The organism is Caulobacter sp. ALps2 (assembly GCF_058681635.1).
In genome coordinates this window covers 4,605,260-4,620,624 of the sequence record NZ_CM178743.1, presented here as the reverse complement: position 1 = coordinate 4,620,624, position 15,365 = coordinate 4,605,260, and the positions used below count along the sequence as shown (strand labels likewise).

10 protein-coding genes are annotated in these 15,365 nt (G+C 69.5%); 7 read left to right on the top strand and 3 right to left on the bottom strand.

The window, feature by feature from the left end; translation table 11 throughout:
* Positions 1-2 precede the first annotated feature (2 nt).
* Together ACW173_RS21680 and ACW173_RS21675 are read right to left on the bottom strand one after the other, a co-directional pair.
* Complete coding sequence (locus ACW173_RS21680) at positions 3-947, bottom strand: alpha-E domain-containing protein (protein ID WP_492082095.1); 945 nt, start codon at positions 945-947, stop codon at positions 3-5.
* Positions 944-2,467: a circularly permuted type 2 ATP-grasp protein gene (locus ACW173_RS21675; RefSeq protein WP_492082094.1), complete on the bottom strand. Its 1,524-nt coding sequence runs from the start codon at positions 2,465-2,467 to the stop codon at positions 944-946. Before ACW173_RS21675 ends, ACW173_RS21680 begins: the two co-directional genes overlap by 4 nt.
* 256 nt (positions 2,468-2,723) lie before the next feature.
* Here ACW173_RS21675 and ACW173_RS21670 point away from each other — a divergent pair, with 256 nt between their 5' ends.
* From ACW173_RS21670 to ACW173_RS21640, 7 genes are all read left to right on the top strand, one after another.
* A complete protein-coding gene (locus ACW173_RS21670) occupies positions 2,724-4,508 on the top strand; it encodes an autotransporter assembly complex protein TamA (RefSeq protein ID WP_492082093.1) in 1,785 nt (594 codons plus the stop codon).
* Between the two features lie 71 nt (positions 4,509-4,579).
* Complete coding sequence (locus ACW173_RS21665) at positions 4,580-8,710, top strand: translocation/assembly module TamB domain-containing protein (protein ID WP_492086035.1); 4,131 nt, start codon at positions 4,580-4,582, stop codon at positions 8,708-8,710.
* 207 nt (positions 8,711-8,917) lie between these two features.
* Positions 8,918-10,162, top strand: coding sequence for a hydrolase (locus ACW173_RS21660; RefSeq protein ID WP_492082092.1), 1,245 nt, complete (start codon positions 8,918-8,920; stop codon positions 10,160-10,162).
* Positions 10,163-11,167, top strand: a complete 1,005-nt coding sequence (locus tag ACW173_RS21655; protein WP_492082091.1) for an arginine N-succinyltransferase — start codon at positions 10,163-10,165, stop codon at positions 11,165-11,167.
* Positions 11,164-12,615 (top strand): succinylglutamate-semialdehyde dehydrogenase, encoded by a 1,452-nt coding sequence (astD, locus tag ACW173_RS21650; RefSeq protein ID WP_492082090.1) that lies wholly within the window; start codon positions 11,164-11,166, stop codon positions 12,613-12,615. The genes ACW173_RS21655 and astD overlap by 4 nt, the downstream gene beginning before the upstream one ends.
* Complete coding sequence (gene astB / locus ACW173_RS21645) at positions 12,612-13,952, top strand: N-succinylarginine dihydrolase (protein WP_492082089.1); 1,341 nt, start codon at positions 12,612-12,614, stop codon at positions 13,950-13,952. Before astD ends, astB begins: the two co-directional genes overlap by 4 nt.
* Positions 13,949-14,443: a GNAT family N-acetyltransferase gene (locus tag ACW173_RS21640; protein ID WP_492082088.1), complete on the top strand. Its 495-nt coding sequence runs from the start codon at positions 13,949-13,951 to the stop codon at positions 14,441-14,443. The genes astB and ACW173_RS21640 overlap by 4 nt, the downstream gene beginning before the upstream one ends.
* Here the strand turns inward: ACW173_RS21640 and ACW173_RS21635 are convergent.
* Complete coding sequence (locus ACW173_RS21635) at positions 14,440-15,363, bottom strand: LytTR family DNA-binding domain-containing protein (RefSeq protein ID WP_492082087.1); 924 nt, start codon at positions 15,361-15,363, stop codon at positions 14,440-14,442. The genes ACW173_RS21640 and ACW173_RS21635 overlap by 4 nt on opposite strands.
* Positions 15,364-15,365 lie beyond the last annotated feature (2 nt).

Genomic DNA, 15,365 nt, shown 5'->3' with positions numbered 1-15,365 from the left:
CCTTAAGCCGGAAGACGCATTTCGAGCGGATAGGCCACGAAGGTGTCGTAGATCGCTTCGTGGATGCGGGCGCACTCGTTGACGACAGTGGTGAGCAGCGGGCCGGCGCCGACGGCTTCCAGCTCGTCGACATCGGCGAACTGCAGGCGGGCCTTGAGCCGGCCGGCCAGGCGTTCGGGGCCGGAGCGCTCGCCGCCGCCGCCGCGAACCATGGCCGACAGGTGCTGTTCGATCTGAGAGGTGGCGAAGCGGATCGAGCGCGGGAAGTCCTCGTCGAAGACCAGGAATTCCAGGATATGCCGCGGCTCGATCTCGGCGGTGTAGACCCGCAGATAGGGCTCCAGCGCGCAGGCCATGCGCAGTACGCTGACCAGGGCCACGTGGTCGTCGACCTGGCCGTGGGCCGGGCTTTCGGCGAAGCAGACCTCCAGCAGGCGCGAGACCAGCTGGGCGCGCTCCATGTAGATGCCCAGCATCATGAACCGCCAGCTCTCGCCGTGGCTCATGGTGGTGTCGGCCGCGCCCTTGAACAGGTGCAGGTCGGCGATGACGTCGTGCAGGAAGTTGGCCGAGCCGTCCGAGAATGCCTTGCCGGCCTCCTGGTCGGTGACCTTCAGGTACAGCAGGTTCAGCCGTTCCCAGGTCTCGGTGGTGATCTGGTCGCGAACCTGCCGAGCATTCTCGCGCGCCCTCGCCAGGGACGAGACCACCGAGTTGTGGTCCTTGCGGTCCAGCACCAGGGCCTGGGCGGCCTCGAAGGAGTTGATGCTTTCGCCGTCATTGGCTTCGCCGACGGCGGCCATGGCGATCCACACCGCCTGGGCGCCGGAATCGGTCTGATCCAACTGGGCGTTCAGCATGACCGACGACAGGCGCGACAGATGCTCGGCCCGTTCGATGTATCGGCCCAGCCAGTAGAGGCTGTCGGCCACGCGCGCGAGCATCATGGGCGGACGCTCCCGTTCGTGTGGCCATTGGAGTGGCCGTTCTCCTCGGCCAGCACCCAGGTGTCCTTCGAACCGCCGCCCTGGCTGGAATTGACGACCAGCGAGCCGCGCTTCAGCGCCACCCGCGTCAGGGCCCCGGGGGTCACGACGGTCTTCTCGCCCGACAGGATGAAGGGGCGCAGGTCGACGTGGCGCGGCTCGATGCGGCCGTCCACCAGGCAGGGCGCGGTCGACAGCTGGATGGTCGGCTGGGCGATGTAGTTGTCGGGATCGGCCTTGATCGCGTCGGCGAAGTCGTCGCGCTCCTTCTGGCTGGCGTGCGGGCCGACCAGCATGCCGTAGCCGCCCGAGGCCCCCACGGCCTTGACCACGTACTTGTCGAGGTTCTCCAGCACGTGGCTCATCTGGCGCTTCTCGCGGCAGAGGAAGGTCTCGATGTTGGGCAGGATGGCGTCCTCGCCCAGATAATAGCGGATGATGTCGGGGACGTAGGCGTAGACGGCCTTGTCGTCGGCGACACCGGTGCCGGGGGCGTTGCAGATCACCACATTGCCGGCGCGATAGGCGTTGAACAGGCCGGCCGCGCCCAGCGAACTGTCGCGCCGGAAGGTGAGGGGATCGATGAAGTCGTCATCGACCCGCCGGTAGATCACGTCGATCCGGCGGATGCCGCTGGTCGTGCGCATGTAGACCATGTTCTCGTGCACCACGAGGTCGCGGCCTTCGACCAGCGGCACGCCCATCAGGCGGGCCAGATAGGCGTGCTCGTAATAGGCGCTGTTGTAGACGCCTGGTGTCAGCACCACGACCTGTGGCTCGTTGCGCCAATCGGCGGCCATGCTCTTCAGCGTCGACAGCAGGAGGTCGGGATAACGCTCGACCGGCCGCACGCCGGCGGCGCGATAGGTGCCGGGGAAGGTGCGCTTGGCCGCGTCGCGATTGGCCAGCATGTACGACACGCCGGACGGGACGCGCAGATTGTCCTCCAGCACCGCGAACTGGCCGTCCTGGCAGCGGATCAGGTCGCTGCCGCAGACATTGGCGTAGGCCTTGTGCGGCACATACAGGTGCTGCATCTCGCGACGGTACGAGGGCGCGCCCAGCACCAGCTCGCGCGGCACGACGCCGTCCATCAGGATCTGCTGGTCGCCATAGATGTCGGCCAGGAACAGGTTCAGCGCCTGCAGTCTCTGGGTCAGACCCGCCTCGATCCGCTTCCACTCGTCGGCGGGGATGATGCGCGGGAAGAGGTCGGTCGGCATCACACGCTCGGTGGTGTTGTCCGCGCCATAGACCGTGAAGGTGATGCCCTGCAGCAGGAACGACCGTTCCAGCGTCCGCTGGCGGCCCGCCAGTTCCTCGGCGCCCAGGGTCGACATGCGCCCGTGCAGCGGGTCGTAGTGCGGCCGGACCTCGCCATCGGGCGTGAACATCTCGTCGTAGGCGACACCCGGCAGGTACGCCGCCTCCGTCATTGGCAGGGTCGGTGCGTCGTCGAGGGTCTGGGTCTTCGCCGCCACGCTTTTATCCACGTTCTCATTGCTTTGGACGCGTCGCTGGAGGCGCCGCGTCGTCCCGACTCTAGAGCCTTGCGAGCGTCTCGCGCGGCGGATTCGTCTTTCGCCACGAAGATGCGCACGACTGCCTGGCATTTGGGCGCCGATCGCTCGCTTTGAGAAGCGCCGCTAGGGTCAAGTTCGTTGCATTTCCTGTCGTGACACGGCGCGAACCCCAGACTACAGCAGGGACGGGGGCGCTTCGCGCGGGGAACGTGATTTGGTGCTTGGGCGGACTTCCCTCGCGTTGACGGCGGTGACTTTGCTGGTGGCCTCGGCCGCCCGCGCCGACGAACCGATGGCCCAGATCCAAGGCGTCGAAGACAAGGCCTTGCGCGAGGCCATCCAGCGCGCCCTGACCGAATCCAAGCATCCCGCCCAAAGTCGCGCGGAAGCGCGCCGCCGCGCCCGCCAGGCCGGCGAGGACTCCATCGCCGTGCTGCGCGCCGAAGGCTACTATGCCTACACCGTCGAGCCCGACGTGCTGGACGGCGAGCCGCCCCGGGCGGTGGTCAAAATCACGCCGGGCCCAGCCTTCGTCATCGCCGAGCCGCGCATCGACTGGTCCGGCGCCCCGCCCGACGAGGGCACGCGCCAGCGCGCCGCCACCGCCATGCGCCTGACCCAGGGCGAGCCCGGCCGCGCCGCCGACGTCGTCGGCGCCGAAGGGCGCATCGTCGCCCAGGTCGCCAAGCTGGGCTATGCCGATGCCGCGGCCGAGCCTCGCGAAGTCATCGTCGACCATGCCGACCACACCGTCCGCCCAGCCTTCAAGATCGCTTCGGGCAGCCTGGTGCACCTCGACGGAATCGAGGTCGTCACCAAGGGGCGCACCAATCCGGCCTGGGTCTCGCACCTGGCGCCCTGGAAATCCGGCGAGGTCTATGATCCCGAGGACGTCGCCGAGTTGGAACGCCGCCTGCGCGACACCAGCGTCTACGATTCGATCTCGGTCTCGCTGGCGGGGCCGGAAAGGGCGACGCCAGAGGGGTTGCGGCCCGTCGTCGTCACCCTGGCCGATCGCCGTTCGCGGACGATCGAAACCAGCGCCGGCTATTCGACCAGCGAAGGGGCGGGCATTGACGTGCGCTGGAGCCGCTACAATCGCCTGAAACGCGCCGACACCACGACCTATGCGCTGCGCTTCGCCAAGCTGGAGCAGAGGCTGGGCGCGGAAATCTCGCTTCCCCACTGGCGACGACCACAGCAGACCCTGAAGCTGAACAGCTCGGTCTATCGCAACGACACCGACGCCTATAACGAAACCGGCGCCACGGTCGGGGTCGACCTGACCAAGCGGCGGCAGACCACATCCTATCGCACCTTCGGCGTGTCGCTGGACCTGTCCCAGACCAAGGAGCAGATCAGCCAAAACGGCTCGGTCGCGGGCCGTAAGCTGAACCTGGCCACCTTGGCGGGCCTGGCCGCCTATGCCTGGGATTTCTCGGACAGCATTCTGGATCCCAAACGCGGCTGGCGCCTGGAGGCCCGGGGCGAGCCGACCTACGTGGTCGGCGACACGACGCTGCCTTATCTGAAACTGACGACCCAGGGTTCGGTCTACCTGCCTATGGGCAAGGGGGCGAGCACCGTGCTCGCCAGCCGGGTCAAGCTGGGGGCGATGCTTGGCGGCAGCATCCCCGACGTGCCCGCCTCTCGGCGCTTCTACGCCGGTGGCGGCGGCTCGGTGCGCGGCTACGCCTACCAGGCCATCGGCCCGCGCCTGACCGACAACACGCCCCAAGGCGGCGTCTCTCTGGTCGAGACCTCGTTCGAGCTGCGCCAGAAGATCACGTCGAAATGGAGCGGCGTGGCCTTCATCGACGCCGGCGCCATCGGCAGCGACAAGACCCCGCGCCGCGAGGACTTCCGGGCCGGCGCGGGCTTCGGCATCCGCTATGACCTGGGCTTCGGCCCCATCCGCGCCGACATCGCCGCGCCCCTGGGCCGCCGCAAGGGCGACCCGGCGTTTCAGATCTACCTCAGCATCGGGCAAAGCTTTTGAGCGGGGAGCAGGACAAGCCTGACCTGACCGAGACGGTCGTCCACGCCGCCGAGGCGACGGGCGAGGCCGCCGTGAAGGTCGCCAAGAAAGTTGGTTGGGGCGGCGCCCTGCTGATCGCCTCGGCGATCCTGGCGGCCATCCTGATCGTCATGGCCGGCGGGCTGCGTTTCGTCCCGATCACGCCGCAAGGCCGCATGTTTCTGGAGGCCCGCGCCTCGGGCCTGAAGCTGGGGCGGATCGGCAAGCTGCACATCGAGGGCCTGTCCGGCGATATCTGGAAGGACTTTGGCGTTCGCCGTTTGACCATTACCGACGAGAAGGGCGTCTGGCTGGAGGCCCACGACATCCGGGTCGCCTGGCGCGCCACCGAGCTGTTCGGCCGTCGCTTCCATGCCGAGCGGGTCGACGCCCGCGACGTTATCGTCCTGCGCCGTCCGACCATGGCGCCCAAGGGACCGAAGTCCGGGGCCGCGCCGGTGTCGGTCGACCTGGACGCCTTCAAGTTCCGCCTGGTCACCCGCCCCGAGTTCAGCGGCCGCGAGGGCGACTTCAACGTCGCCGGCGAATACGAGATGGCCCGGCGAGGCGGGCAGAAGGGCAAGCTGGCCGTCGCCTCTCGCCTGCATGTCGGCGACCACCTGGACCTCGATTTCGACCTGGGCCGCTCCAGGACCCTGCACCTGAAGGCCGACGCGACAGAGGCTAATGGCGGCGCGATCGCCGGCGCCCTGGGCCTGCCGGCCGACCGGACCTTCGACCTGAAGGCCAAGGCCGACGGCACGATCAGCCGCGCGGCCTTCAACATCCTGGCCCGCTCCGGCGCGACGACCCCGCTGCGGGCCGACGGCGCCTGGACCGAGCAGGGCGGCTCGGCGCGCGGCCGCCTGGACCTCGGCGCCTCGCGCTGGACCCAGCGGCTGGAGAAGATGTTCGGCCCCGAGGCCAACTTCACGCTCGACGGCAAGAAAGCCACCAAGGACGGCCTGTCGGATCTGAACCTGGCGATCATGGCCCAGAACCTGACGCTTCATGGCCACGGCCTGGCCGATCTGGCCAAGAAGCGGACCGGTCCCGATGGCGTCGCCTTCTCCGCCCAGGTCGGCGCGCTGAAGCGGATCGTGAGCATTCCGCAGATGGGCCGAGGCCTGGCCGACGGCGTCTTCCGCCTGGAGGAGGGCGGCTTCTCGGTCGAGGGCGATATCGACGTCGCCGACCTGGAGCTGCTGGGCTATCGCCTGAAGCGCGCCAAGGGGCCGGCCATGGTCCGCTGGGCCAAGGGGGAACTGGAGATCAAGGCCGCCGCGACGGCTTCCGGCGGCGGCGGCACGGGCCTGCTGGCCCTGCTGGGCTCCAGCCCCAAGGCGACCTTCGAGGGCGCGCGGGTCAAGGGCGGTCGTTTCCTGATCAAGGCGGCCCGCATCGACGCCCCGAACCTGATCGTCACCGGCAAGGGCGAGCGAGGCGTGCTGGGCGGCCTGTCGTTCGACGGCGAGATGCGCGTGGCCAGCATGGGGCCGGTGCGCCAGGGCGCGAAGGGTTCGCTGCTGGCCAAGTGGACGGCCTCCAGCTTCGCCAATCGTCCGTGGAGCTTCACCGTCGACAGCCGCGCCTCAAGCTTCGCCACCGGCTATGCCGAGATCGACCGCTTGTTGGGCCAGACTCCGCGCCTGGGCGGCAAGGGCGCCTGGAACGACGGCGTCCTCAGCATCTCCGACGCCAAGCTGGACGGCGCCAACGCCAGCCTGAAGTCCTCGGGCAAGATGACCGTCGCCAAGGCCCTGGGCCTGGACTTCAAGCTGGACTGGACCGCCACGGGCCCGTTCAGCGCCGGGCCGGTCGAGATCGCCGGCAAGGCGGCGGGTGACGGCCATGTCGGCGGCACGCTGGCCGCGCCTCAAGCCGAGCTGAACGCCGACTTCGACAGCATCGACCTGCCGCGCCTGCCGCTGACCAAGGCGCGCCTGACCCTGACCTTCGCGCGGGGGCCGAACGCCACTGACGGCGCCGCGGCGCTGCGGGCCGACAGTCAGTACGGCCCGGCGCGCGGCCGCGCCGCCTTCCGTTTCTCGCAAGGCGGCATCGAGCTTTCCGAACTGGACGTGGACGCCGGAGGCGCGAAAGCCAAAGGCGCGATGTCCTTGCGCGACGGCCTGCCGGCCACCGCCGACCTTACCGTCGCCGTCGGTCCCGGCGCCTTCCTGCCGCAAGGCCAGGTCAAGGGTTCGGCCAAGCTGGTCGACCCGCCTGGCGGAGGTTCGGCCGCGGCGACCCTGGACCTGACCGCCGAAGAGGTGGCGTTCGGCGCCTGGAAGGTCCGTTCGGCCCGGATCAAGGCCGACGGCCCGCTGGGGCGCCTGCCGTTGTCGATCGACGCGCGGGGCGAAGCTCCCGGCGGCCGCTGGCGTCTCGGCGGCACGGGCGAGCTGGCCCAGAGCGGCAAGGTCTATGACCTGTCCCTGGACGCCGCCGGCCGCCTGGGTCGCACCGAGATCAAGACGCGCGAGACCGCCAAGGTTCATTTCGGCGACGGTCCGACCCAGGCTCGCCTGCGCCTGGCCATCGACAAGGGCCGCGCCGACATCGACGCCGACATCGGCGGGGCGACGGCCATGCTCAAGGCCGAGCTGGCGGACGTCGCCATCACAGCCTTCAACCCCGACCTCGAAGGCGACATCAACGGGGCGTTCAACCTGCGGGGCCAGGGCGAAACTCTGACCGGCGACTTCACCATGCAGCTGGCGAACGCCCGCGAGCGCGGCGCCAAGATCGAGCAGTCGCTGGACGCCAAGATTCACGGCGACTTGACTGACAGCAAGCTGACCATCGTGGCCGATGGCGACAACCGCCAGGGCCTCAAGGCCGAAGCCAATCTGGTCCTGCCGGTCGAGGCCTCGGCCCGGCCGTTGCGCCTGGTGGTCGACAGGAAGCGCGGCGTGCAAGGCCAGTTCTCGGCCCAGGGCGAGATCAAGCCGCTGTGGAACCTCCTCATGGGCGCCGACCGCTCGCTATCGGGCCGGATCAATCTACAGGCCAGTCTGGGCGGCACCCTGGCCGACCCGCGCCTGATCGGCCAGGCCACCCTGGACAGCGGCGGCTTCGAGGACGGCCAGACGGGGCTGCGCCTCAAGAATGTCACCCTGCGTTCGACCTTGGCCGACAACGCCATCGACGTCAGCCAGGCCATCGGCGAGGACGGGCAGGGCGGGACGATCTCGGGCGCGGGGCGCATCAGCCTGGCCCGCGACGGCGTCGGCAGCTTCAAGCTGGACCTCAAGGGTTTCCGCCTGATCGACAACGACCTGGCCTCGGCCGTGGCGACCGGCTCGGCGACCGTCAACCGCTCGGCCGATGGCAAGATCAAGCTGGCCGGCGCGGTGACCATCGACCGCGCCGACGTCTCCGCCCAGAGCAAGACGCCGGTTGGCGTCGTGGCCATGGACGTCATCGAGCGTAATCGCCCGCCGGACCTGGACCAGGGCCTGCAACGCCGCCCGAACACGGGCGGCATGATCCTGGACCTTGATCTCAAGGCGTCCCGGCGAATCTTCGTGCGTGGGCGCGGCCTGGACGTCGAGCTGTCGCTGGACGCCCATGTCGGCGGCACGTCCCTGGCTCCGTCGCTGAGCGGCGTCGCCCGCGTGGTGCGCGGCGAGTACGACTTCGCCGGCAAGCGGTTCGAGTTCGACGACGACGGCACGGTCTATCTGTCCAGCCAGCTGGACCGCATCCGTCTGGATTTGTCGGCGACCCGCGAGGACGCTTCGCTGACGGCGGTAGTGCGGATCCTGGGCACGGCGGCCAAGCCGGAGATCACGCTGACCTCCAAGCCCGAGCTACCCAGCGACGAGGTGCTGAGCCAGGTGCTGTTCGGCTCGTCGGCCGCGCAGCTGTCGCCGATCGAGGCGGCTCAGCTGGCCTCGGCCCTGGCGTCGCTGGCCGGCGGCGGGGGCTTCGACGTGATCGGCAACCTGCGCAGCTTCGCGCGGCTGGACCGCCTGGCTTTCGCGGAAAGCGCCACGGGCATGACGGTCTCGGGCGGCAAGTACGTGACCGACGACGTCTATGTCGAGATCATCGGCGGCGGCCGCGAAGGTCCCGCCGCCCAGGTCGAGTGGCGGATACGCCGAACCCTGTCGCTGGTCTCCAGGATCGGCGGCCAGAACGACGCGAAGCTTTCCGTTCGCTGGAGAAAGGACTACTAAGCGACACGCGACAGCCGAAAGTGGATGCCTGTTTCGGCGCCCGTCGCGTGTCTAATGTCTGGACGAGCTCGCTTATCCATTTTCGATTTCATCGAAAATGGGCGAGCTCTGGCAAGGCTGTTGCGTGGGTGACCGGTTTCCTCAGGTGAGGTGACAACGTTTTGCCCGCGGCCCTTGGTTATCGTGACTGAGGGAGGACCGGCCTATATGCATCTCACTTCAGAAGATCGCGCCGTTCTGGATCACATCGCGCGTGACGGCGGCCAGATCGTCGACCGCGCCGTGGACTGGTGCGCGATAAACTCCGGCAGCCGGCATCTGGCCGGACTGGAACGCCAGAGGCAGGTCCTGCTCGACGCCGCTTCGCGCCTGCCGGCCGCGCCGATCGACGTGCCGCTGTCGCCCTCGCGCGAAGTCGCCGCCGACGGCCGCGAGACAGAGTTCGCCCATCCGCCGTCCCTGGCCGTCATCGTCCGTCCCGAGGCCCCGGTCCAGGTCGTGCTGACTGGCCACTACGACACCGTCTATCCCGAGACGAGTCCGTTCCAACAGGTCCGCACCCGTCCCGACGGCGCGCTGCACGGCCCCGGCATCGCCGACATGAAGGGCGGCATCTCGGTCATGCTGGCGGCGCTGGAAGGGTTCGAGCGGTCGCCTAACGCCGCGAACCTGGGCTACCGCGTGTTGCTATCGCCCGACGAGGAGATCGGCTCGATCGCCTCGGGACCGGTGCTGGCGGAGTTCGCTCGTCTGGGTCATGTCGGCCTGACCTATGAGCCGGCCCTGGCCGACGGGGCCCTGGCCTCGGCGCGCAAGGGCTCGGGCAATTTCCACATCGTCATCCACGGCCGCGCGGCCCACGCCGGGCGCGACTTCGCCGCCGGCCGCAACGCGGTGATCGGCGCGGCGAGGGTCGCCGAAAAGTTGCACGGCCTGAACGGCCAGCGCGACGGGGTCACGGTCAATGTCTCCCGCATCGACGGCGGCGCGCCGCTGAATATGGTGCCGGACGTGGCGGTGGTGCGTTTCAATGTCCGCTTCCCGCAAGCAGAGGCCGCCGCCTGGTTCGAGGCGCGGGTCGCGCGGATCGTCGACGAGATCGGCGATGACCTGCACGCCCATCTGCATGGCCTGATCACCCGTGGCGCCAAGCCGTTCAATTCCGCCCAGCAGCAGCTGTTCGGGGCGGTAAAGGATGTTGGGGCGCTGCTGGGCCAGGACATCGCCTGGAAGCCGTCCGGCGGGGTGTGCGAGGGCAACAACCTGTTCGCGTCTGGTCTTCCGAACGTCGACACCCTGGGCGTGCGCGGCGGCGACATCCACAGCGAGGCCGAGCACGCCTTTCCCGAAAGCTTCGTCGAGCGCGCCCAGCTCTCGACCCTGATCTTGATGAAACTGGCCAGCGGCGAGATCGACGCCCGCGCCATCCGCGCAGCCATGGAGACCGTCTGAATGCTCGTCGTCCGTCCCGCAGGGTCCACCGATTTCGACGCGCTAATGGAGTTGGCCGTGCTGTCCGGGCGCGGTTTCACCAGCCTGCCCGAGGATGAGCCGACCCTGCGCGCGCGCCTGGCCCTTTCGGAAGCCAGCTTCCAGGCCGGCGTGACCCCGCCCGAGGCCTGGTACACCTTGATGCTGGAGGACCTGGAGACCAGCGACGTGATCGGCGTCGCCGGGGTCAAGGCGGGCGTGGGGCTGAAGCGGCCGCACTTCTCGTTCCGGGTGGTCACCCTGGCCCAGTCGTCGCCGACCCTGGAAAAACGCTTCGACCACCGGGCCCTGGTGCTGGTCAACGAGTGCGCCGGGTGGTCCGAGGTCGGCTCGCTGTTCCTGCGGCCCGAGCGGCGCAAGGGCGGGGCGGGGCGCCTGCTGGCCCAGTCGCGCTATATGCTGATCGGCCTGGAGCCCCAGCGCTTCGCCGAGATGGTGCTGGCCGAGCTGCGCGGCTGGTTCGACGAGGACGGCGGCTGTCCGTTCTGGGACCACGTGGCCAGCAAGTTCTTCCGCCTGGAGTTCGACGAGGCCGACATGATGAGCGCCTCGACCGACGGCCAGTTCATCCTCGACCTGGCGCCGCGCCATCCGATCTATGCCGAACTGTTGCCCAAGGAGGCCAGCGAGGTGCTGGGCCGCGTCCACCGCGAGGGCGAGGCGGCGCGGGCCATGCTGGAGACCGAGGGCTTTCGCTATCAAGGCCTGATCGACATCTTCGACGCCGGGCCGACCGTCGCGGCGCGTCGCGACGACATCAAGACGGTGCGCGATGCGCGGGCCTTGCGCGTGAAGATCGGCGAGGACGCCTTTGGCGAGGAGGCCCTGGTCTCCACCGGCGCGGTGGCGCGGTTCCGGGCCGTGCGCGCGCCGGTGCTGGTCGACGGCGACAACGCGATCCTGGGACGAGACGCGGCGCGGGCCCTGGGCGTGGGTGAGGGCGAGATGGTGCGGGTGAAGGCATGAGCGGCTTGTTCATCGATGGGAAATGGCGTTCGGGGCAGGGCGCGGAACTGGTCTCGACCGATCCGGCCACGGGCGAGGTCGTCTGGCGCGAGACGAGCGCGACGCAGGACGACGTCGCCGAGGCCGTGGCCGCCGCGCACCAGGCGTTCCCCGCCTGGGCCGACCAGCCGCGCGAGGAGCGGATCGCCGTCCTGCGCCGCTACAAGGAAATCCTGGTCGAGCGCACCAGCGCCTTCGCCGAGGCCCTGAGCCGCGAGACCGGCAAGGCGCTGTGGGAGACCAAGGCCGAGCTCGCCTCAATGGCCGGCAAGGTCGATCTCTCCATCAAGGCCTATGACGAGCGCACCGGCGTCACCGAGACCGCCATGCCGTTCGGCCGCGCCGTGTTGCGCCATCGGGCCCATGGCGTCATGGCGGTGCTGGGGCCGTTCAACTTCCCGGGCCACCTGCCCAACGGCCACATCGTGCCGGCCTTGCTGGCGGGTGATACGGTCGTGTTCAAACCCTCCGAAGAGACGCCCCTGGCCGGCCAGCTGATGGTCGAGGCGCTGGAGGCGGCCGGCGTGCCGGCGGGGGTCGTCAACCTCGTGCAGGGCGGTCGTGAGACCGGCCAGGCGCTGATCAACCAGCCGATCGACGGCCTGCTGTTCACAGGCTCGGCCACGGCCGGGACCTTCTTCCGCCGCCACTTCGCCGACCGGCCCGACGTGATCCTGGCCCTGGAGTTGGGCGGCAACAATCCGCTGGTGGTCTGGGACGCCGACGACGCCGAGGCGGTCGCGGCCCTGGTCGTGCAGTCGGCGTTCATCACCACCGGCCAGCGCTGTTCGTGCGCCCGACGGCTGATCGTGCCGGACGACGCCTTCGGCAAGGCGGTGATCGAGGCGACGGCGGGCTTGGCCGAGCGGCTGTCGGTCGGTCCCTGGAACGGGCAGGGCGAGGCCTTCATGGGGCCGCTGATCTCGGCCCGTGCCGCTCACGCCGCCCGCGCCGTGGCCGACACCATGGGCGGTGACCGCATCCGGTCGCTGGGCTCGGTAGAGGGTCTCAGCGAGGCCTTCGTGACCCCTGGCCTGGTCGATGTCACTGGCGTCGACACCCCCGACGAGGAGCTGTTCGCCCCGTGGCTACAGGTGCGCCGCGTGGCCAGTTTCGACGACGCCCTGAAGGCCGCCAACGCCACTCGCTATGGCCTGTCGGCCGGACTTATCTCCGCTGAGTCAAAGCGTTGGGACCAGTTCCTGAACCGCATCCGCGCGGGCGTGGTCAACTGGAACCGGCCCACCACGGGCGCGGCGGGATCGATGCCGTTCGGCGGGCTGGGGGCCTCGGGCAACCATCGGCCCAGCGCCTACTACGCCGCCGACTACTGCGCCTATCCGGTGGCCAGCTTCGAGGCCGAGGCGGTGCTCGACACATCCAAGGACATCAAGGGCCTGCGCGGATGACCAGCGCGGTCGAAGCCAATTGCGACGGCCTGGTTGGACCGACCCACAGCTATGTCGGCCTGTCGCCGGGCAACCTGGCTAGCCAGAAGAACGCCGGTGAAGTCTCCAACCCGCGGGGCGCGGCGCTGGAAGGCCTCTCCAAGATGCGGCGGCTGTCGGACCTGGGCGTGCCGCAGTTCGTGCTGCCGCCGCATGAACGGCCGGCCGTAAGCCTGCTGAAGTCGCTCGGCTTTTCGGGATCGGAAGAGGCGGTGATCGAAGCCGCCTGGAAGGATGCGCCGGCCCTGGCCGCCGCCGCCTGTTCGGCCTCGCCGATGTGGGCCGCCAATGCCGCGACGGTGACCCCCGGCGCCGACACGGCCGACGGCCGCGTCCACTTCACGCCGGCCAACCTGCTGACCAACCTGCACCGCAGCCTGGAGGCGCCGCAGACCACCCGCGCGCTGCGCCGCCTGTTCCCGGACGAGGCCCGCTTCGCCGTGCACGACCCGCTGCCGGCCCAGCCGCACTTCGCCGACGAGGGCGCGGCCAATCACGTCCGGCTGTGCGCCGAGCATGGCGCGCCGGGGGTCAATATGTTCGTCTGGGGCCGCGAGGCCTGGGCGCATTGGGACGGCAAGTTCCCGGCTCGCCAGACTCGCGAGGCCTTCGAGGCCATCCAGCGTCGCCACGGCGCGGCCCGCGCGGTGTTCCCGCGGCAGGGCAAGGCGGCGATCGAGGGCGGGGCGTTCCACAACGACGTGGTCTGCGTCGGAACCCGAGAGTGCCTGTTCTTCCACGAGCGCGCCTTCGAGGACCGCGCCCTGATGGAGCGCCAAGTCCGCGCCGCCGCCGACCGCCTGTTCGAGCCGGCCTTCGTCGAGGTGTCGGAAGCCGACCTGCCGATGGCCGACCTGGTGGCCAGCTACCTGTTCAATTCGCAGCTGCTGGTCGTTCCCGGCGAGGATCGCCTGGTGCTGCTGGCCCCGGCCGAGACCCGCGACAACCCGCGCGCCTTCGCGGTGGCCGAGGGCCTGGCGTCCTCCAACGGTCCGATCGGCCGGGTGGAGTATGTCGACGTCCGCCAGAGCATGCGCAACGGCGGCGGGCCGGCCTGCCTGCGCCTGCGGGTGGTGTTGGCCGAGGCCGAGCTGGAGGCGGCCAATCCGGCCCAGCGCTTCCTGCCGGGCTTGCACACCCTGCTGGCCGACTGGATCACGCGGCGCTATCGCGACCGCCTTGCGCCGGCCGATCTGGCCGATCCGCTGCTGCTGGACGAGAGCCGCGTTGCGCTGGACGAACTGACCCAGATCCTCGACCTGGGCGGCGACTTCTATCCGTTCCAGAGGACCGCGTGAGCTTCACGATCCGACCCGCCACGCCGGCCGATCGCGACGGCATCGTCGCCGTGCACCAAGCCGCCGCAACCACACCGGGGAACCTGGCCCGTGCTCCGGAAGAGGTCACGCCAGCCTATGGCGACTACGCGATCACCAGCGACATCTGCCTGGTCGCGGTCGGAGCCGACGGGGCCGTGGTCGGCGAGATCCACGCCAGGCGCGAGACCATCGCGCTGTTCGCCCACGTGCTGGGCGGACTGACGGTGGCGGTGCATCCGCGGCGGCAAGGGCAGGGGATCGGCTCGAAACTGTTCGAGGCCCTGATCGCCTGGGCGCGAGCGGCTCAGCCGGAGATCCTGCGCATCGAGTTGGCGGCCGGCGCGGGCAATCCGGGCGCGGTGCGACTTTATGAGCGGCTCGGCTTCCAGCACGAGGGGCGGCAGGTCGCGCGCGGCCGGCTGCCCGACGGCCGCTTCGAGGACGACATCCTGATGGGGATGCTGCTCTAGCCGCGCAGCGCGGCCAGGGCCTCGGGGAAGCGTCGCGACAGCGGGACTTCCAGCGCGCCCAGCTCCACGGCGTAGTCTCCCGAGCCCTCGGGCTTGAGGCCCGTGACGCGGGCCTTGTTGGCCAGCCAGGACTTGTGTGTGCGGACGAAGCCGTGCGGGGCCAGGCCTTCCAGCACCGCGCTCAGCGACGAGCGGGCCAGTGGTCGCCGTCCGTCGGCCAGAACGAACTCGGCATAGTTGCCGGCCGAGCGCACGGCCAGGATCTCGGAGACCGGCACGCGGATCAGCCGGGCGCCATCCTGGATGTCGAAGGTGACGGGTGGGGCAGGGGCGAGCGCCTCCGCTGGCTTCTGGGCGCTGCGCCGCAAAGCCAGCCAGTAGATGATCGTCGCCAGGCCGTACGACATCATGTCCTTGCGGAACTCGTACGGGAACTCGGTGGACAACGGCCCGAAGTCGTAACCCTGGTGCAGGATGACGGCGTGACCGAGTTTGCGCAGGGCCACGAAGCCGGAGACGTGCAGCACCGAATAGACGAACACCGCGACCAGATGCGCCGGAACCGCGAACCACCAGCGCGGCTGGGTTCGCACCATCCAGAAGGCCATGGCCGCCGGGATGCCGAAGATGACGAGGGTGATCAGCGCGCTGCTGCCCTCCCAGATGGACGGCGCGATGACGCCCAGCCGAGGCGCGTCGTGCTGGATGGTCAGGACGTTGACCACGGAGATCGCGCTGATCAGGCAGGCGCCCAGCAGCCATGCGCGAGTCAACCACAGGCGCTCCTCGCCGGTCATCCCGAACGGGCGGCCGCTTGTCCCTGAACGTTTTCCGCTCGTCCCAGCCAGCGACCGCTGATCCCCGGACGCTTGGCCCGTCGCGGCGGCGTGCGGCAGGTCCTTGGCGTCGATCTTCACCACGG

What these genes read in the sequence shown, in the direction of transcription:
- ACW173_RS21660 (WP_492082092.1), top strand. Translation starts at nt 8,918, where the DNA reads ATGCATCTCACTTCAGAAGATCGCGCCGTTCTGGATCACATCGCGCGT.
- astD (WP_492082090.1), top strand. Translation starts at nt 11,164, where the DNA reads ATGAGCGGCTTGTTCATCGATGGGAAATGGCGTTCGGGGCAGGGCGCG.
- ACW173_RS21680 (WP_492082095.1), bottom strand. Translation starts at nt 947, where the DNA reads ATGATGCTCGCGCGCGTGGCCGACAGCCTCTACTGGCTGGGCCGATAC.
- astB (WP_492082089.1), top strand. Translation starts at nt 12,612, where the DNA reads ATGACCAGCGCGGTCGAAGCCAATTGCGACGGCCTGGTTGGACCGACC.
- ACW173_RS21655 (WP_492082091.1), top strand. Translation starts at nt 10,163, where the DNA reads ATGCTCGTCGTCCGTCCCGCAGGGTCCACCGATTTCGACGCGCTAATG.